The 18,263-nt window shown below is 62.7% G+C and carries 16 protein-coding genes; 12 read left to right on the top strand and 4 right to left on the bottom strand.

All coding sequences use genetic code 11. From position 1 onward, the window contains the following. Window positions 1–722: 722 nt before the first annotated feature. From FX982_RS23295 to FX982_RS23305, 3 genes are read right to left on the bottom strand one after another with little or no spacing between them, the layout of a single operon-like run. Window positions 723–1,493 (bottom strand): molybdopterin-dependent oxidoreductase, encoded by a 771-nt coding sequence (locus FX982_RS23295; protein WP_074889123.1) that lies wholly within the window; start codon window positions 1,491–1,493, stop codon window positions 723–725. Then, window positions 1,486–2,109, bottom strand: coding sequence for a cytochrome b/b6 domain-containing protein (locus FX982_RS23300; protein WP_172612778.1), 624 nt, complete (start codon window positions 2,107–2,109; stop codon window positions 1,486–1,488). Before FX982_RS23300 ends, FX982_RS23295 begins: the two co-directional genes overlap by 8 nt. A gap of 57 nt (window positions 2,110–2,166) precedes the next feature. After that, window positions 2,167–2,790: a hypothetical protein gene (locus tag FX982_RS23305; RefSeq protein ID WP_172613159.1), complete on the bottom strand. Its 624-nt coding sequence runs from the start codon at window positions 2,788–2,790 to the stop codon at window positions 2,167–2,169. Between the two features lie 313 nt (window positions 2,791–3,103). On the opposite strand from FX982_RS23305, the gene FX982_RS23310 reads away from it, so the two are divergent. Both FX982_RS23310 and FX982_RS23315 read left to right on the top strand, forming a co-directional pair. Further along, window positions 3,104–3,799, top strand: a complete 696-nt coding sequence (locus tag FX982_RS23310; RefSeq protein ID WP_122534413.1) for a heavy metal response regulator transcription factor — start codon at window positions 3,104–3,106, stop codon at window positions 3,797–3,799. Beyond that, window positions 3,772–5,163: a heavy metal sensor histidine kinase gene (locus FX982_RS23315; RefSeq protein ID WP_172612779.1), complete on the top strand. Its 1,392-nt coding sequence runs from the start codon at window positions 3,772–3,774 to the stop codon at window positions 5,161–5,163. The genes FX982_RS23310 and FX982_RS23315 overlap by 28 nt, the downstream gene beginning before the upstream one ends. Window positions 5,164–5,187: 24 nt before the next feature. Here the strand turns inward: FX982_RS23315 and FX982_RS23320 are convergent, their stop codons facing one another. After that, the gene (locus tag FX982_RS23320; protein WP_122534411.1) at window positions 5,188–5,856 is read right to left on the bottom strand and encodes a polysaccharide lyase family 7 protein; all 669 of its coding nucleotides are present in this window, start codon (window positions 5,854–5,856) and stop codon (window positions 5,188–5,190) included. A 571-nt stretch (window positions 5,857–6,427) separates the two neighbouring features. Between FX982_RS23320 and FX982_RS23325 the strand changes: the two genes are divergently transcribed. The 10 genes from FX982_RS23325 to FX982_RS23370 all read left to right on the top strand — a co-directional run bounded on the left by FX982_RS23325 (window position 6,428) and on the right by FX982_RS23370 (window position 18,256). After that, a complete protein-coding gene (locus FX982_RS23325; protein WP_122622691.1) occupies window positions 6,428–6,880 on the top strand; it encodes a MarR family winged helix-turn-helix transcriptional regulator in 453 nt (150 codons plus the stop codon). A gap of 80 nt (window positions 6,881–6,960) precedes the next feature. Further along, window positions 6,961–8,976: an FUSC family protein gene (locus FX982_RS23330; RefSeq protein WP_254074949.1), complete on the top strand. Its 2,016-nt coding sequence runs from the start codon at window positions 6,961–6,963 to the stop codon at window positions 8,974–8,976. Continuing rightward, complete coding sequence (locus FX982_RS23335) at window positions 8,973–9,182, top strand: DUF1656 domain-containing protein (RefSeq protein ID WP_122534409.1); 210 nt, start codon at window positions 8,973–8,975, stop codon at window positions 9,180–9,182. The genes FX982_RS23330 and FX982_RS23335 overlap by 4 nt, the downstream gene beginning before the upstream one ends. After that, window positions 9,179–10,099, top strand: a complete 921-nt coding sequence (locus FX982_RS23340; protein WP_172612780.1) for an efflux RND transporter periplasmic adaptor subunit — start codon at window positions 9,179–9,181, stop codon at window positions 10,097–10,099. Before FX982_RS23335 ends, FX982_RS23340 begins: the two co-directional genes overlap by 4 nt. Further along, complete coding sequence (locus tag FX982_RS23345; RefSeq protein ID WP_172612781.1) at window positions 10,096–11,532, top strand: efflux transporter outer membrane subunit; 1,437 nt, start codon at window positions 10,096–10,098, stop codon at window positions 11,530–11,532. Before FX982_RS23340 ends, FX982_RS23345 begins: the two co-directional genes overlap by 4 nt. 289 nt (window positions 11,533–11,821) lie before the next feature. Continuing rightward, the gene (locus FX982_RS23350; protein ID WP_172612782.1) at window positions 11,822–12,655 is read left to right on the top strand and encodes an aldo/keto reductase; all 834 of its coding nucleotides are present in this window, start codon (window positions 11,822–11,824) and stop codon (window positions 12,653–12,655) included. Window positions 12,656–12,762: 107 nt separating this feature from the next. Continuing rightward, window positions 12,763–13,779: a transporter gene (locus tag FX982_RS23355; protein WP_172612783.1), complete on the top strand. Its 1,017-nt coding sequence runs from the start codon at window positions 12,763–12,765 to the stop codon at window positions 13,777–13,779. Between the two features lie 130 nt (window positions 13,780–13,909). Next, window positions 13,910–15,526, top strand: a complete 1,617-nt coding sequence (locus tag FX982_RS23360; protein WP_172612784.1) for an inorganic phosphate transporter — start codon at window positions 13,910–13,912, stop codon at window positions 15,524–15,526. Between the two features lie 344 nt (window positions 15,527–15,870). Continuing rightward, window positions 15,871–17,007 (top strand): FMNH2-dependent alkanesulfonate monooxygenase, encoded by a 1,137-nt coding sequence (gene ssuD / locus FX982_RS23365; protein WP_172612785.1) that lies wholly within the window; start codon window positions 15,871–15,873, stop codon window positions 17,005–17,007. A 145-nt stretch (window positions 17,008–17,152) separates the two neighbouring features. Further along, window positions 17,153–18,256, top strand: coding sequence for a sigma-54 interaction domain-containing protein (locus FX982_RS23370; RefSeq protein WP_172613161.1), 1,104 nt, complete (start codon window positions 17,153–17,155; stop codon window positions 18,254–18,256). The last annotated feature ends 7 nt before the right edge of the window (window positions 18,257–18,263 follow it).

The following is an 18,263-nucleotide window of genomic DNA, read 5'->3' on the forward strand; positions in this document are numbered from 1 at the left end:
TCAACATCAACATCAAGAGCAGATCAAGTGCTTCCCGGCTGAAGCCGGTTATACGGTGACCGCGGTGTCTGTAGGACTGGCTCTAGCCGGGAAGAGGCCGGATTGCTCACCATCAGTCTTGCGGCGTGACGATCGACGCTTTCCCGGCCAAAGCCGGTCCCACTAAAACACCGCGTTCCCCAGTGGGACCGGCTTCAGCCGGGAAGAGGCCAGCCCAGGCGCCAACAATTTTGCTGATAGCACACCCATCCTGTGGGAGCGAGCTTGCTCGCGAATGCTGCATTTCAAACACCAGATATTCGGCGGATGTACCAATCCCCTCGCGAGCAAGCTCTCTACCACAAGTCCCCAGTATCCTCAGGCCGCAATCCGCCGTTGATCCGCTTTTGATCCGCTTTTGATCTGCTTTTGATCTCATACGCAAAAAGCCCAGACACCGCAGAACGCGACTTTGGTGCAGGCCGAACGCAGACGACGCGCAGTGGGCCGAGCCGCATGGATGCGGCGAGAGCGCCGTCAGGACATGGATGTCCGTTCGGCGCGGGCCCACGGAGCGTCGTCGGAGGGAGGGTATTCCGACGCAGGAGGAACCCAACCAGGAGCACGGCCTTTTTGGTTACTTTTTCGGCTGTTGGAAAAAGTGACCCGCCGTAAGGGCGGAACCCATACAAGTGTCACCGCCGATAATGGATATACACATCGATCCGAAAACAACCCCGGGATCAGATCCCGCTAAACCAGTTGTACCCCTGATCCTCCCAATACCCCCCGGGATTCTCATTGCTCACCACAATCTCGACGATATGCTTCGGATTCTTGAAGCCAAGCTTCGTCGGCACCCTCACCCGCAACGGATAGCCATACTCCGGCGGCAACGCCACCTCGGCAAAATCCAGCGCCAGCAGCGTCTGCGGATGCAACGCCGTCGGCATGTCCAGACTCGAGTAATACCGATCCGCGCACTTGAAGCCGACAAACTTCGCCGTCGTATCCGCCCCCACATGCTCCAGAAACGTGCGCAACGGCACACCGCCCCACTGCCCGATCGCGCTCCAGCCCTCAACGCAAATCAAGCGCGTGATATCGCTGCGCTGCGGCAACTTGCGCAACCCCTCCAGCGTCCACGGCGCCTTGTCGCGCACCAGCCCCGACACACCCAGCTTCCAGTCCGCCGTGTCCAGCTCCGGAATATCATCCTCGCTGTAGAACGCGTTGAACGGAAACGGGTTACGGACCTGATCCTTACTGAACGTCGGCGCCAGCTTCTGCCCGCTGAACAGCCAGGCCTGAACCCGATCGTTCCACCGCGACATGCTCCACAGCACCTTATCCACCTGATCGCCGTCCTGCAGGTTGCAACCGGTGAGCATCGCCATCGCGCCCACGGTCAGGCCGCCTTTGAGGAAATGCCGACGCTGCAGGCTCTCCAGCTGAATCTGCTGGGCCGGTTCCAGTTTGATGCGCGCAATGGCGCGTTTTTTAGGCTCAATCATGCTCGACCTTCCCGCTCTCAATCCCACGCGAACCGCCAGTGATCATCGGCATCAGGGTTTTCGGCACCATCAGCACCAGCGCCAGATGCACCACCACGAACGCGCCAATGAACGCCATCGCCGCAAAGTGCACGTACCGGGCGAAGTCGTAGCCGCCGAACACGGCGGTCAGTTCCTGTAACTGAATCGGCTTCCAGATCGCCAGCCCCGTCAGCACGATCAACACGCCGGCGGCCAGCACCAGCCAATACATCAGGCGCTGCACGGCGTTGTACACGCCCTTCTCGTGCTTGAGACGAAAGCGCAGCGCATCGAGCATGTCGCGCTTCACCGCTGTGGGGGTGACCGGCAGAAAGTCGCGCTTGAAATGCCGCGTGAACAGGCCATAGAACACGTAGATCAGGCCGTTGATCACCAACAGCCACATTACGGCGAAGTGCCACGCCAGCGCGCCGCCCAACCAGCCGCCCACGGTGAAATCCCGGGGGAACGAGAAGCTGAACAGCGGCGACGCGTTATAGATGCCCCACCCGCTCATGAACATGCAGACCATGCCAAAGGCATTGATCCAGTGCGTCAGGCGGATGGGCCATGGATGAATTCTGGTTTTTTTCATGGTGCGAGACTCATCACGGATTCGGTGAAAGCGGCGCCGTGAGACGCCGCAACCCGCTTACATCGGCGGCTGGAAGCCGTCTTTGCCGACCGCGACACCGCGTGCGGTCTTGCCGTCTTCGCCCGGGAACACGACGATTTTCGAGCCCTTGACCAGCTCATCGACCTTGCCCGGCTGCACATAGGCAATGGGTACGTCTTCCGGCACCACCAGTTGCTTCTCGCCACCTTTGTAGCCGACGCTCAGGGTACGGCCGTTGGCCTTGCCGCTCAGCTTGCCGACGGTGCCATTGGTCATGGTACCGGTGCTGCCGTCAGCGTTTTCCCAACCGTAGTGACCTTCACCGCTGCCCTTCAGGCTCGGCTCGAATACGGTGACTTCCAGGGCCTTCAGCGTGCCATCGGCTTGGGGGATCGCGGCGGAACCGATGAAGCTGTCCGCTTTGATCGACGCGATGTCGGTCTTGGAGACCAGGCGGATGCCAGTCTTGTCGGTCAGCCCGATGCTCTGATGGGCGCCGGAACGGGTGGTGAAATTCAGGGTGTTGCTGTCGACGCTGTCGACCGTCCCGCGCAGTGGCTTGACCACAGGCATGTCACCGGCGGCCATGCCAGCGGCGGAAGCCATGACGGCGGCGCTGAGCATCAGCATGCCGAACGTGGTGGTCAGGGCTGTCTTCATCTTCATCGGTGGAATTCCTTCAGGCAGTTGGGGAAAGTTGAAGCTGAACGTCAGGTGTTGCATGACCACCATCCTCTACCCGCAACCGGCACCCGACAATGACCGCCCGATTACATTTTTGTCATTCGGGCGGCAGGCTGGTCATGGCGCGGATCAATGACAAAAATGTAACCGACCGCTCGCCATCCGTTGGTTACACTTCACATCCGGCGCGGCCTGCAGCCCTTCGTGCCTTTTCTGACCCAATCTGATGACCCATCCGACACCCCGCGCCGGCGACGCCGCCAATGACGTGAAGCGAGCCTGATCGACGATGCACATTCTGCTTATCGAAGACGACACCAAGACTGGCGAGTACCTGAAGAAGGGCCTCACCGAGTCCGGTTACAAAGTCGACTGGACCCAGCACGGCACCGACGGCCTGCACATGGCCCTGGAGCACAGCTACGACCTGCTGGTGCTCGACGTCATGCTGCCGGGCATCGACGGCTGGCAGATCATCGAAATCCTGCGGGCGAAGCAGGACGTGCCGGTGCTGTTTCTGACCGCCCGCGATCAGTTGCAGGACCGCATCCGCGGCCTTGAACTGGGCGCCGACGATTACCTGGTCAAGCCGTTTTCCTTCACCGAACTGCTCCTGCGCATCCGCACCATCCTGCGTCGCGGGGTGGTGCGCGAGGCCGACCATTTCCACCTGGCCGATCTGGAGCTGGACCTCCTGCGCCGAAGGGTCACGCGCCAGCAACAGGTCATCACCCTGACCAACAAGGAGTTCGCGCTGCTGCATCTGTTTCTGCGCCGCGAGGGCGACGTGCTGTCGAGGGCGCAGATCGCTTCGGAAGTCTGGGACATGAATTTCGACAGCGACACCAACGTCGTCGATGTGGCGATCAAGCGCCTGCGCAGCAAGGTCGACACGCCCTACCCGATCAAACTCATCCACACCGTGCGCGGCATCGGTTACGTCTGCGAGGTGCGGCCATGCGAGCCCGACGCCCGCCATCCCTGACCCTGCGCGCGACCCTGGCGTTTTCGGTGGTGGCCATGCTCGCCGTCGCGGGCGCCGGCATGTACCTCTACGAAACCATGAAGGGCGCGGTGATGACCCGCAGCGACCATGCGGTGCTGGCGCGGCTGGATCACTTTCGCAAACTGCTGCAGTACGACCTGACCCTGACTACCTTGCAAAGCAGCCCGCAGCTGTTCGAGAACATGCTCGACAGCGAGGATGACATCTTCATCATCGCCGAGCCGGGCAAGCCAGCGGTGATCAGGGTCAATCCGCTGCATGCGTCCCTGCCGTCGATGCCAGTAGTGCCCGCGAACATGCCGCTGAGCGTGGCCGACATGCGCAGCGGCATGCTGGATTCAGGCGTGCCGATGCGCGCGGCGACGGTCGAAGCGGTGTCAGGCGGCAGGATCGTGCACCTGACGGCCGCGCACATCGAGGTCAAGGAAATGGCCACCCTGGCGGGTTTCCGCAATCGCATTCTGCTCGCCGTGGCCCTGGCCTTCGTGCTCACAGCCCTGCTCGGTTACGTGTTACTGCGCCGGGGTCTGCGGCCGTTGCGCAGAATGGCCAACCACGCCGCGGCCATCACCCCGGCGCAACTGGACAGCCGCATGGACAACCGCGACACGCCAGTGGAGTTGCAGCAACTGGGCGAGGCGTACAACGCGATGCTTGACCGGCTCGCCGACGGCTATCAGCGGCTGACACAGTTTTCCGCCGACCTGGCCCATGAAATCCGCACGCCGGTGGGTTCGTTGATGGGGCATTGCCAGGTGGCCCTGCGGCAAGCGCGCACCGAGGATGAATACCAGGCGCTGCTGGCCTCCAACCTGGAGGAGCTGGAACGCATCTCGCGCATGGTCGAAAGCATTCTGTTCCTGGCGCGGGCCGATGAAGCGCAAGCCGCGCTCAACCGCCAGATGCTGGACCTGGCGGACGAGATGCAGCGAGTCGCGGGCTATTTCGAAGGGCTGGCGGAAGAGCGTGAAATCACACTGCACACGGAAGGCGACGCGCGGATCGAGGCCGATCCCTTATTGCTGCGCAGGGCACTGAGCAATCTGGTGGCGAACGCGATCCGCTACGCCGATGAAGGCAGTGAGATCAAGATTCGTGTGATCGAGAGCGGCCAGCACTGCCGCATCGAGGTGGAGAACCAGGGCCCGACACTGGACGACGCGACCCTGGGCAAGCTGTTCGACCGCTTCTACCGCGGCGATGCCTCACGCCACCAGAGCTCCGACTCCAATGGACTGGGCCTGGCCATCGTCGCCGCGATCATGCAGCTGCACGGCGGCGAGGTGTCGGTTAACCAGCCGGCGCCGGGGCGGATCTGTTTCGGGCTGGCGTTTCCGCGATAGCCCGCAGGCCGGCTGCCGTGGATCTCACGCCTTCTTGTCGTGGGTCGCCACCAGTTTGTAGAACGTCGCCGCGCCGCCTTCGGTGGCGTAGCCGGCATTGTCCTGGGTGTAGACGCCTGCCTTGAAATACAGCGGCTTGCCCTTCCAGGACAGGTCGAGCTTGGCACCCCACTGCATGTCGTAGGCATTGACGGTCAGGTTGCCGGCCTGGGTCAGGTGGATGGTGTATGTGAAGCGTTGCTTGAGCAGCACGCCGGTGGCCACCTGAATGACTTCGGGCTCGGAAGTAGGCGTCGAGCGATACTTCACGACGAGGTTGCCGGTCTTGGTTTTTTCCTTGTACTGGTATTCGAGCTTGAGCAGCGGCTCGGTACTGCCATAGGCGTGGATCTGACCGATGACGATTTTGCCTGTTGAAGGCACTTGGTCCACGGTCAGCGCCGCACGCAGGAAATTGTCCGCGTCAGAGTAGGTCCAGTTGTGAACCGTACCGTTGGCGTAGGTCTCACGCAGTTCGGTGCGGGGAAATTTGGCATTGTCAGTCCTTGACCCTGTAACCGGCGCCCAGAAGAACAAAGTGTCCCCTGAACGGAAGTAACCATCCTGGTAACCGCCGACGAGTTTTGGCGTGTCGATGGTGGCGGCTGCGATACCGACCGGTATAGAAAGATTCCAGATGGCGAGATCAATCATGGGTGCACTCATGGTGCGCGTTGCGCACAGCAAAGAAGGTGTCTGGAACAGGCCTGTGACCGCCGTTCCCGTCACCTTTGCTATCGGCTGAACCGTTTGATCTTTAGTCGTCCCCGGAGTCAAGAAACCGCCGAAGCTGCGGAAGCAGAGCCCGAAGAAAGCACAGTGCCACTATTAAGGCAAAGTGGCTCATTGCCCTCATCATTTGCCCAGCCAGCGGAAAACGGGGAGCAAGGCTAATAATTTGGCGCCATTTTTTTGGAGGACCACTTAGACGACGCTCAGAAAATTAGTTCAGCCAGCGAGGAATCAGCCGACAGACGGTATCGGAAAATCCCTGCTTCGGGCCGTTTCCCGGTCTTCCTTAGCGATCACAGGCATCTGGCGCGCCCTTTACTCTCTGCTGGATATCCGGCCGACCCCCTCCTGCAACAACCCGCTCGGCGCCCCACGATAGATTCCATTTGACGGCCCCACAGTGTTACAAGATATTATAGTTAGCAACCTAATAATGCAGCGCCTAATCATTCAGGCCCTAATCAAACTCGCTCACCGCTTCAATGGCCTTTTCATGAACCCTGACACCCTGCAAATGCGCATCACCGGCGGCGTTGTCGCCGCCTCCCGGCAGTGGCGACGCGTCTGCCAGACAACGCTGATCGACTCTGGCGTCACCGAAGCCTGCGCCGGTCCGTTGCTGATGATCGCGCGTCTGGGTGAAGGCGTACGTCAGGTGACAGTGGCCCAGGCCTGCGGGCTGGAAAGCCCGTCACTGGTGCGCCTGCTGGATCAGCTGTGCAAAGCCGGCCTGGTGCAGCGCACCGAAGACCCCACCGACCGCCGCGCCAAGGCCTTGAGCCTCACCGATGAGGGGCGCGCGCTGGCCAACGCCATCGAGGCAGAGCTGATCCGCCTGCGCCGCGACATCTTCAGCAACGTCGACCCGGCGGATCTGGAAGCGACGTTGCGCGTCTTCAGCGCCATCGCCCAAGCCACGCCGATGGCGCCGGAGTCGTCATCTTGAGCGGTCTGTTCAAAGGCTTTTTCGACGGCGTCCCGCCGGGCCGCGACTGGTTCTACGGCGTGCGCACGTTCGCGGCCTCGATGCTGGCGTTGTACATCGCGCTGATGATGGAACTGCCCCGCCCCTATTGGGCGATGGCCACGGTGTACATCGTCTCCAGCCCGTTCGTGGCGCCGACCAGTTCCAAGGCGCTGTACCGCGCGGCCGGCACCTTGCTCGGCGCAGCCGCCTCGGTGGTGCTGGTGCCGATGTTCGTGCAGTCGCCGTTTTTGCTGGCCGTTGTCATTGCCCTGTGGACCGGTACCCTGCTCTTCCTGTCCCTGCATCTGCGTACGGCCAACAGTTATGCGCTGATGCTGGCGGGCTACACCATGCCGCTGATTTCCTTTCCCGTGGTCGACAACCCCCAGGCGGTGTTCGACATCGCCGTCTCGCGCACCGAGGAAATCTTCCTCGGCATCGTCTGTGCTGCGGTGGTCGGCGCGATGTTCTGGCCCCGTCGGCTGGCGCCGGTGCTGGTGGATGCCATGGGCAAGTGGTTCAAGGATGCCTCTGCCTACAGCGATCTCTTTCTCTCCCGCAGCGCCACGCCGGAAGCGGTCGGCGGCCTGCGCACGGCCATGGTCGGCACGTTCAACAGCCTGGAGTTGATGATCGGTCAGTTGCCCCACGAAGGCGCCCATCGCCAGACCGTACGCAATGCCAAAGAATTGCGCGGACGAATGATTCACCTGCTGCCCGTTATTGATGCCCTGGACGATGCCCTCTGGGCGCTGGAGCGGCGTTCGCCCGAGCACGTCGCCGACCTCGCGCCCCTGTTGATCGAGTGCCGCGACTGGGTCGAACAGACCGCCAAAGGCGCGCCGATCAAATACTGGAAAGCCTTGCACACCGAGCTCGACCGCCTGCAACCCACGCCTGCGCAGATCGACGATCGCCGACAACTGCTGTTGTCGAACGCGCTGTATCGGCTGCGCGAATGGATCGACCTGTGGCAGGACTGCCGCAGCCTGCAACACGCCATCGAGACCGATGATCACTCGGCCTGGCGCGCTGTGTATCGCCATTGGCGGCTGGGGCGGCTGTCGCCGTTTCTTGATCGCGGGATGATGCTGTATTCGGTGGCGACCTCGGTCAGCGCCATCATTGTCGCGTCGGTGCTGTGGATCTTGCTGGGCTGGCAGGACGGCGCGAGTGCGGTGGCGCTGGCGGCGGTGTCGTGCAGCTTTTTCGCGGCGATGGACGACCCTGCGCCGCAGATCTACCGGTTCTTCTTCTGGACCATGATGTCGGTGATCTTCGCCAGCCTCTATCTGTTCGTGGTGCTGCCCAATCTGCACGACTTCCCGATGCTGGTGCTGGCGTTTTCCGTGCCGTTTATCTGCGTCGGCACCCTGACCGTGCAGCCGAAGTTCTACCTCGGCACCCTGCTGACCATCGTCAACACCTCGTCCTTCATCAGTATTCAGAGCGCCTACGACGCCGACTTCGTCAACTTCGTCAATTCCAACCTGGCCGGGCCGGCGGGTCTCGCATTCGCCTTCGTCTGGACGCTGATCGTCCGGCCGTTCGGCACTGAGGTGGCGGCCAAGCGTCTGACCCGTTTCAGCTGGCGCGACATCGTCTCCCTCAGCGAAGACGCGACCCTGGCCGAGCACCGGCAAATGGGCGTGCGCATGCTCGACCGGCTGATGCAGCACCTGCCGCGTCTGGCGATTACGGCCCAGGATTCCACCAGTGCACTGCGCGAAGCGCGGGTCGCCCTGAACATGCTCGATTTGCTGGCGTACATGCCGCGGGTCGACCCGGTCCCGCGCCAGCTGCTGCGTCAGGTGACGAGCGAGGTCGGTGCGCATTTCCGGGCCTGCCTGAAAGCCCGGGAGCGTTTGCCGGCGCCCAAGGGTCTGTTGATGACCATGGACCGCGCCCGCCGCGCGCTGGCGTTCAATGGCGAAGATGATGACGCCGCGCGGCTGAATCTGCTGCACGCCCTCAGTGGCTTGCGCCTGGCGCTGTTGCCGGGTGTGGAGATCGTCGATGTGCTCGCCGAGCAGGAAGAACAACCGCCCTATGGCATCGATGGAGCGCCGTTATGATCGGTGATGTGGACATCAGCGGGATCTTCCTGCCGACCTTTCTGGTGCTGATGGGCATCGCTTACCTGATTTTTCTGGTGGTGCACGCCGTGTTGACGCGCGCCCGCTTCTACCGCCTGGTCTGGCACCGGGCTTTGTTCAACGTCGGTCTATACGCTCTGCTGCTCGGCGTCGTGGATACCCTAAGTCGATACCTGATGACATGAAAAAACCTCTTCTGACGCTGGGCCGCGTGGTCCTGACCCTGCTGGTTGTCACCCTTGCCGCGATCGTCGTGTGGCGCATGGTGATGTATTACATGTACGCGCCCTGGACCCGCGACGGGCACATCCGCGCCGACGTGATCCAGATCGCGCCGGACGTTTCCGGACTGATCGAAAAGGTCGCGGTGAGCGACAACCAATTGGTCAAGAAAGGCCAGTTGCTGTTCACCATCGATCAGGACCGTTTCCGTCTCGCCTTGCGTCAGGCCCAGGCCACGGTCGCCGAGCGCAAGGAAACCTGGGAGCAGGCCCAACGCGAGAACCGTCGTAACCGCAGCCTCGGCAATCTGGTCGCCCGCGAGCAGCTGGAAGAAAGCCAGTCCAGGGAAGCCCGCGCGCTGTCAGCCCTGAACGAAGCGCAAGTGGCGGTTGATTCGGCGCAACTGAACCTGGACCGCTCGGTGATCCGCAGCCCGGTGGACGGCTACCTCAATGACCGTGCGCCCCGGGACCGCGAATTCGTCAGTGCCGGGCGTCCGGTGCTGTCGGTGGTGGACAGCAACTCGTTCCACATCGACGGCTACTTTGAAGAAACCAAGCTGGACGGGATTCACATCGGCTCCGGCGTGGACATCCGCGTGATTGGCGACAACGCCCGCCTGCGCGGCCATGTGGTGAGCATCGTCGCGGCCATCGAAGACCGCGACCGTAGCAGTGGCTCGAACCTGCTGCCCAACGTCAACCCGGCGTTCAGCTGGGTGCGACTGGCCCAGCGGATTCCAGTGCGCATTGCGTTCGACGACGTGCCAGCGGATTTCCGCATGATTGCCGGGCGCACGGCGACGGTGTCGATCATCGATGACGCCCGCACAGCTGCTCAGGGACATGACCAACCCGTCCAGCCTGGAGCGCCGAAATGAACCACCGCGCACGCCTGCTGACGGTGGGCATGAGCATGTGCATGGGCTTGCTGCTGTCGGCTTGCACCGTGGTCGGCCCGGATTACACGTTGCCTGATCAAGCCGCCGTCAATCGCCCCGACCTGCAGGGCGAGCTGGCGGGTTCGTCGACCAATGTGGTGTCGGCGCCGGTGCCGGCGGACTGGTGGCGTCTTTATCACGATCCGAAACTCGATGAGTTGGTGGGCCAGGCGCTGGTGTCGAGCACTGACCTTCGCGTCGCGGCGGCGAACCTGCAACGGGCGCGGTTTCAAATGAGCGAGGCCGATGCGGCGGGCGGCTGGAGCGGCACGGCCAAGGCCGGGGCGCAACGCCTGCAGGAAGCCGGTCAGGCCTACCTGCTGCCGGAAAAAGTCCCGGTCGCGAACGTCGGCGATGTCGGGCTGACCACCTCGTACCAGTTCGACCTGTTTGGCGTGTTGCAGCGCGGCATCGAAGCCGCCCAGGCCAACGCCGACGCGACCCAGGCCGCTGCCGACACGGCACGCATCACGCTGGTGGCCGATGTGGTTCGCGCGTACACCCAAGTGTGCGCCGCCAACGAAGAACGCAACATCGCCCTGCACTCCCTTGACCTGCAGCAGCAGAGCCTGAACCTGACCCAACGCCTGCGCGATGCCGGCCGTGGCGATGAAACCCAGGTGACGCGCTCACAAACCCAGTTCCGGTCGCTGCGTGCCGATCTGCCGCGTTACGAAGCGGCGCAGAAGTCAGCGCTGTATCGCCTGTCGATGCTGCTCGCCCGGCCGCTCAACCAGCTGCCCCGCGGGGTCGCGGAGTGCGCCGAGCTGCCGCACATCGCTCAAGTCATGCCGGTGGGCGATGGCGCCGCGCTGCTCAAACGCCGTCCCGATGTGCGCCAGGCGGAACGCCGGCTGGCGATGTCGACGGCGGCCATTGGCGTGGCGACGGGCGAGTTGTATCCGGACATCAGCATCGGCGCGACCGTGGGCACCGTGGGGATTCTCGATGAACTGGGCGATCCGTCGACCAACCGCTGGGGCTTTGGCGGAGTGATCAATTGGACCATCCCGTCCAATGGCGCACGTGCGCGGATTCACATTGCCGAGGCTTCGAATCAGGTGGCCCTGGCGCGCTTTGATGGCGTGGTGCTGAACGCGATCCGCGAAGCCCAGACCGGGCTGTCCCAGTACACCGCGCTGCTGGAGCGCCGCGATGCGCTGGTTGAAACCGAGGAGTCGGCACGGCAGGCGGCGGACCAGACCCACCGGTTTTTCCTCGCCGGCCGCGAATCCTTCCTCGCCGACCTGCAAGCCACCCGCACCTACACCGACATCACCGCACAACTGGCGGCGGCGAACACCCAGGTTGCGATGGGTCAGATCGACCTGTTCCTGGCGCTGGGTGGGGGTTGGGAAAACGGGCATAAGTGAGATGCATGGTGTGCTGACTGGCCTCTTCCCGGCTGAAGCCGGTCCTACTGGGGTTACCTGGTCCCACTGACTGAACGCGTTCGTTGTGGGACCGGCTTTAGCCGGGAAGGCGTCGGTCGTCACACCGCAAAATTGATGTCGTTCACACCGGCCTCTTCCCGGCTGAAGCCGGTCCACAATGGGTGCGCAGCCCGCTCACGCACCGCGTATTCGCTTGAGATTGAACCCCTGCGGACCGGTACTGCCTGACTCTTAATGACTCAGACCCATCAGCCCGGAGGCACCCCCGATGCGCACGCTTGAACTGGCAGACAAAACCGTCCCCGTTATCGGTCAGGGCACCTGGCACACGGGTGAGGATCGCCATCAGTTCGAGGCGGAAGTCTCGGCGCTGCAACTGGGCATCGACCTGGGCCTGACACTGATCGACACGGCCGAGATGTACGGCGAAGGCGGCGCCGAGAAAGTCGTCGGCCAGGCCATCGCCGGGCGCCGCGACGAGGTCGTGCTGGTGAGCAAGGTCTACCCGCACAACGCCAGCCGCGCGGGCATTCCGGCGGCGTGCGAGCGCAGCCTCAAGCGCATGAAGACCGACTACATCGATCTGTATTTGCTTCACTGGGCCGGTCAGTACCCGCTGGATGAAACCGTCGAGGCCTTCGAGCGTCTGCGCGAAGCGGGCAAGATCGGCCGCTGGGGCGTGTCGAATTTCGACGTGTCCGACCTGCTTGAGCTGGACGAGCTCGGCCTCGGCGGCGGATGTGCCACCAATCAGGTGCTGTACAACCCGGAAGAACGCGGCATCGAATATGACCTGCTGCCCTGGATGCAAACCGCCCGGATGCCGCTGATGGCGTACTGCCCGATCGGCCAGGCCGGCAACTTGCTGATGAACCCTGCCATCCTCGAAGTCGCCGAGCGCCACGACGCCACCCCGGCGCAGATCAGCCTGGCGTGGGTGCTGCGTCAGGACGGCGTGATCGCCATTCCCAAGGCCGTCACTCCCCATCACCTGGAATTGAACGCTGCGGCGGTTGATATCGAGCTGTCCATCGAGGATGAATTGTTGATTGATTCCTCATGGCCGGCGCCCCTGCGCAAGACGCGCCTGTCAATGGTCTGAACAAGATCGCTGCCGGACACAAAGCGTCACAAAACTGTCAAAACCCCTTGCGATGATGCCGCCTTCGATCTCGTGCCCTGCGGGGCACTTCCCGTCTGCGAGCCTTCATGAATCAACGCATCGCCCACCATCAGGACTCCGATCTGTTCGGCTTGCTGTACGGCTACCGCTTCCGTCCCGGTGAGCCTGGTCGGGAGCTGGATTCGACGGCGGCGCTTGAATGCCTGCGCCAGCCCACCGCGCCGGACGAGTTTGTCTGGCTGCACCTGAACCTGACCCACGCCAGCTGTGAACGCTGGCTGAAAACCAACCTCGACCTGCCCGACGAGTTCCTCGAAGCCCTGCACGAAGGGTCGCGCTCCACGCGCATCGAACACGTCGACTCTGCCCTGCTCGCCGTGGTCAACGACGTGGTCTTCGACTTCAACCGCGTCTCCACCGACATCGCCACGTTGTGGGTCTGCGTGCGCAGCAACCTGATGATCTCCGCGCGCCATCAGCCCCTGCGGTCTGTGGACCGGCTGCGCTCCTCGGTCAAGCAGGGCGAAACCTTCCGCTCCCCCCTTGAGTTACTGGCCCATCTGCTACGCGATCAGAGCGAGGTGCTGAGCCAGTTCATGCGCAAGACCAGCCTCAGCGTCGACAAAATCGAAGACCAGCTTCTGTCTCAACGCCTGAGCAACAACCGCTCGGAACTCGGCGCCATGCGACGGGTGCTGGTGCGCCTGCAACGGCTGCTGGCCCTGGAACCCGGCTCGCTGATGCGCCTGCTGCACCGCCCGCCGCAGTGGCTGCTGGAGGAGGATTTACAGGAGCTGCGGCAATCCACCGAAGAGTCGGCGCTGGTGATCAGCGACCTCACCGCCCTCGGCGAACGGATCAAACTGCTGCAGGAAGAAATCGCCGCCAACCTCAACGAACAGAGCAGCCGCACGCTGTTCACCCTGACCGTCGTCACCGTGCTGGCGCTGCCGATCAACATCGTCGCGGGTTTCTTCGGCATGAACGTCGGCGGTATACCACTGGCGTCCGATCCCCATGGGTTCTGGGTGCTGGTTGCGCTGGTGGCGACATTTACGTTTATTGCGGGAAGGTGGGCGTTTCGCAAGAGTCGTGACTATTAGCGGCAGCGTCATTAGCGCGTCCATTGGTCTCTGACCCCAGCAAATCCGCGCAAAACGTGACCCGTGTCGCATCTCTGTCACATTTTGTAATGATCATGGTCATTATCCCTCATCAACAGGATTGTGCCCCATGGCGACCCCCACACTGGCTCAAGGCTCTCTGCAACAGGGACCCGGACTGAGTGCTCAATTCGGGCGCAAGCCTGGCATGACGACGATGGTGATTTTCTTCGTTGTGCTGGCATTGGGCCTGTTCTATACCGGCTACAGCCTCAAGCAGGACATGGACGATCTGGGTACCGTCGTGCTGACCTGGACGCCGTTCATTCTGCTTGGCGTCGCATTGGTCATCGCGCTGGGCTTTGAGTTCGTCAACGGTTTCCACGACACCGCCAACGCTGTCGCGACGGTCATTTACACCCACTCCCTGCCACCGAACTTCGCCGTGGTCTGGTCAGGAACCTTCAACTTTCTGGGCGTGTTGTTTTCCAGCGGCGCGGTGGCGTTCGGCATCATTGCCCTGCTGCCGGTCGAGCTGATCCTGCAGGTCGGATCATCGGCGGGTTACGCGATGATCTTCGCCCTGCTCATTGCGGCGATCCTGTGGAACCTCGGCACCTGGTGGCTGGGTCTGCCCGCCTCGTCTTCCCACACGCTGATCGGCTCGATCATCGGCGTCGGTATCGCCAACGCGTTGATGCACGGCCGTGACGGCACCAGCGGCGTGGACTGGTCTCAGGCGACCAAAGTCGGTTATTCGCTGCTGCTCTCGCCGCTGGTAGGGTTCACCTGCGCCGCGCTGTTGCTGATGGCGCTGCGCATGTTCGTGAAGAACCGCGCGCTGTACAAAGCGCCGGAAGGCAACAAGCCGCCGCCGATCTGGATTCGCGGCCTGCTGATCCTGACCTGCACCGGCGTGTCCTTCGCCCACGGTTCAAACGACGGTCAAAAAGGCATGGGTCTGATCATGCTGATTCTGGTGGGTACGCTGCCGATGGCCTACGCGCTGAACCGCGCCATGCCGGCCGATCAGTCGGTGCAGTTCGCCGCAGTCGCCCAGGTCACCCAACAGGCCCTGACCAAAGCCGCGCCGCTGCCCGCGCCGGCTGATTCACGTCAGACGCTGTCCACTTACATCCGTGACAAACAGGCCACTCCTGAGCTGGTGCCAGCGCTGGCCGTCATGGCCGGCAAGATCGGCGATCAGGTCGCCAGTTATGGCTCGCTGGCCAAGGTGCCGGCCGAGGCCACCGCCAACGTGCGAAACGACATGTACCTGACCTCTGAAGCCATCCGCGTGATGGACAAGAACAAGGTCGGCAATTTCGACGCAGACACCCAGGCCAAGGTCGATCAGTTCAAGCAGCAGATCGACACCGCGACCCGATTCATTCCGTTGTGGGTCAAGGTGGCCGTGGCGATCGCGCTGGGCCTGGGCACCATGGTGGGCTGGAAACGCATCGTGATCACGGTCGGTGAGAAGATCGGCAAGACCCATCTGACCTACGCCCAGGGCGCATCGGCTGAAGTCGTTGCGATGCTGACCATTGGCGCGGCGGACATGTATGGATTGCCGGTCTCGACCACCCACGTGCTGTCCTCCGGGGTGGCCGGCAGCATGGTCGCCAACGGCTCCGGCCTGCAGATGCGCACCCTGCGCAATCTGGCGATGGCATGGGTGCTGACTCTGCCTGCCGCGATCCTGCTGTCGGGCAGCCTGTATTGGCTGTTTACCCAGATTTTCTGATGTCGAAGCGTCTCCCGTACTGTCCTTCAGGCGCTTCGGCGCCTGTTTTTTTGCGCGGTGCTTTTTAGTGGGACCGGCTTCAGCCCAGAAGAGGCCAGTGTGAACACCATCAACCTTGCGGCGTGACGCCCGACGCCTTCCCGGCTAAAGCCAGTCCCACAAAGCGCGCTCCTCGGGTTCTTCGCCACGCCAGGACTGGCCGAAGCCCTCTCAGATCCAAACAAACAGGGCATATCTCTAAATATTATAAAAATATGGGATTCAGTTCTTTTACGGAATAAATCGGAGCCTTTATAACGAGTGCACTTGTTACAAGCCCACCGATTCCGCTTGAAGGATTTCTCATGGATGTTTTCTGGTTTCTACCGACACACGGCGACGGCCATTACCTGGGCACGACCAAGGGCGCGCGCCCGGTCACGCTCAATTACCTGAAGCAGGTCGCCCAGGCCGCGGATGATCTGGGTTACCACGGCGTATTGATTCCGACCGGCCGTTCCTGCGAAGACTCCTGGGTGATCGCGTCGGCCCTCGTGCCTTTGACCGAACGCCTGCGTTACCTGGTGGCGATTCGGCCGGGGATTATTTCTCCCACCGTTTCAGCGCGCATGGCCGCGACCCTGGATCGTTTGTCGGGCGGACGCCTGCTGATCAACGTCGTGACCGGTGGTGACCCTGATGAAAACCGCGGCGATGGCAGTTTCCTCGATCACAGCGAACGCTACGAAGTCACCGACGAATTCCTGAAGATCTGGCGCCGCGTGCTGCAGGGCGAAGCCGTGGACTTTGAAGGCAAGCACCTGAGGGTGCAGAACGCCAAAGCACTGTATCCGCCGATTCAGAAGCCCTACCCGCCGCTGTATTTCGGTGGCTCCTCCGAGGCAGCCCACGAACTGGCCGCCGAGCAGGTCGACGTGTATCTCACCTGGGGCGAGCCCCCTGCCGCCGTGGCCGAGAAACTGGCGGACGTGCGCGAGCGCGCCGCGCGCAACGGCCGCACCGTCAAGTTCGGCATCCGTCTGCACGTCATCGTCCGCGAAACCAGCGAAGAGGCCTGGAAAGCTGCGGACACCCTGATCGAGCACATCAGCGACGACACCATCGCCGCTGCGCAGAAATCCTTTTCGCGTTTCGACTCCGAAGGCCAGCGCCGCATGGCCGCGCTGCACGACGGCCGCCGCGACAACCTGGAAATCGCCCCCAACCTGTGGGCCGGCGTCGGCCTGGTACGGGGCGGCGCAGGCACGGCGCTGGTGGGCAATCCCCAGGAAGTCGCCGCACGCATCAAGGAATACGCGGACCTGGGCATCGAAAGTTTCATTTTCTCCGGCTACCCGCACCTGGAAGAAGCCTACCGCTTCGCCGAGCTGGTGTTTCCGCTGTTGCCTGAGCCGTATCGCAGCCTGGCAGGCCGCGGCATCACCAACCTCACCGGCCCGTTCGGCGAAATGATTGCCAACGATCTGCCGCCGCAGAAGTAAGTTTCACCGCCCCCCTGGAAACAACCGCTTGCTGCGCGCCCGCGCAGCACGTGGGAAGCGGTTGATCTGCCAGCGCGACAACGGCGACCGCGACAAGGAGTCCTTCATGACAGCCAGCCTCCCGTTCCAACCACAAGTGACCCCTATGCAGCTATTGACCCTACCGCCCTCGCCAGCCCTGGCGACTTCGATACGCGCCACCGCGCAGGTGTTCGAAGACCCGAGGTCCCAGGCGCTGCTGGCCCACATCGAGCAAGTTGCACCCAGCGATGCCAGCGTGCTGATCATCGGCGAAACCGGCACCGGCAAAGAGTTGGTGGCCCGTCACATTCACAACCTGAGCAGCCGTCGTCACCAGCCCTTCGTGGCGGTCAACTGCGGCGCGTTTTCGGAATCACTGGTGGAAGCCGAGCTGTTCGGTCAGGAAAAAGGCGCGTTCACCGGCGCCCTCACCGCCAAGGCCGGCTGGTTTGAGGAAGCCAACGGCGGGACCTTGTTTCTCGACGAGATCGGCGACCTGCCCCTGGCGATTCAGGTCAAGCTGCTGCGCGTCCTGCAGGAGCGCGAAGTGGTGCGACTGGGCTCGCGCAAAAGCACGCCGATCAACGTGCGGGTGCTGGCGGCGACCAACGTTCAACTGGAACGCGCCATCAACGCCGGGCACTTTCGCGAAGACCTGTTCTATCGCCTCAACGTCGTCAATCTGGAGCTGAGCACCCTGCGCGACCGGCCGGGCGACATCATGCCGCTGAGCCGCCACTTCATCGACGTCTACAGCCAGCGTCTGGGCTGCGGACCGATCCAGATCAGCGCCGATGCCGAGCACAAGCTGCGGACCTACGGCTGGCCGGGGAATATTCGCGAGCTGGAGAACGTGATTCACCACACCTTGCTCATCTGCCGCAACGGCGTGATTCAGTCCAGCGACCTGCGCCTGTCGAACCTGCGCCTTGAGCGCCAGGAGGATTCAGCCCCCGCCGTCGACGACTCGACCGACGCGCTGCTGGCCCGGGCGTTCCAGCGTCTGTTCGAGGAGCAGGCCGGCGCGCTGCACGAGAAGGTCGAAGACGCCCTGTTGCGCGCGGCCTATCGCTTCAGCCACTGCAACCAGGTGCACACCGCGCAATTGCTGGGGTTGAGTCGCAACGTCGTGCGCGCGCGGCTGATCAAGATCGGCGAACTGGCCGTCAACAAGCGCCGTCCCGGTGAACAGACCCAGGGTGAACAGATGCTGCATTTGTCGGTGTGATCCCACA

It is taken from the genome of Pseudomonas graminis (genome assembly GCF_013201545.1).
Taxonomy (GTDB): Bacteria; Pseudomonadota; Gammaproteobacteria; order Pseudomonadales; family Pseudomonadaceae; genus Aquipseudomonas.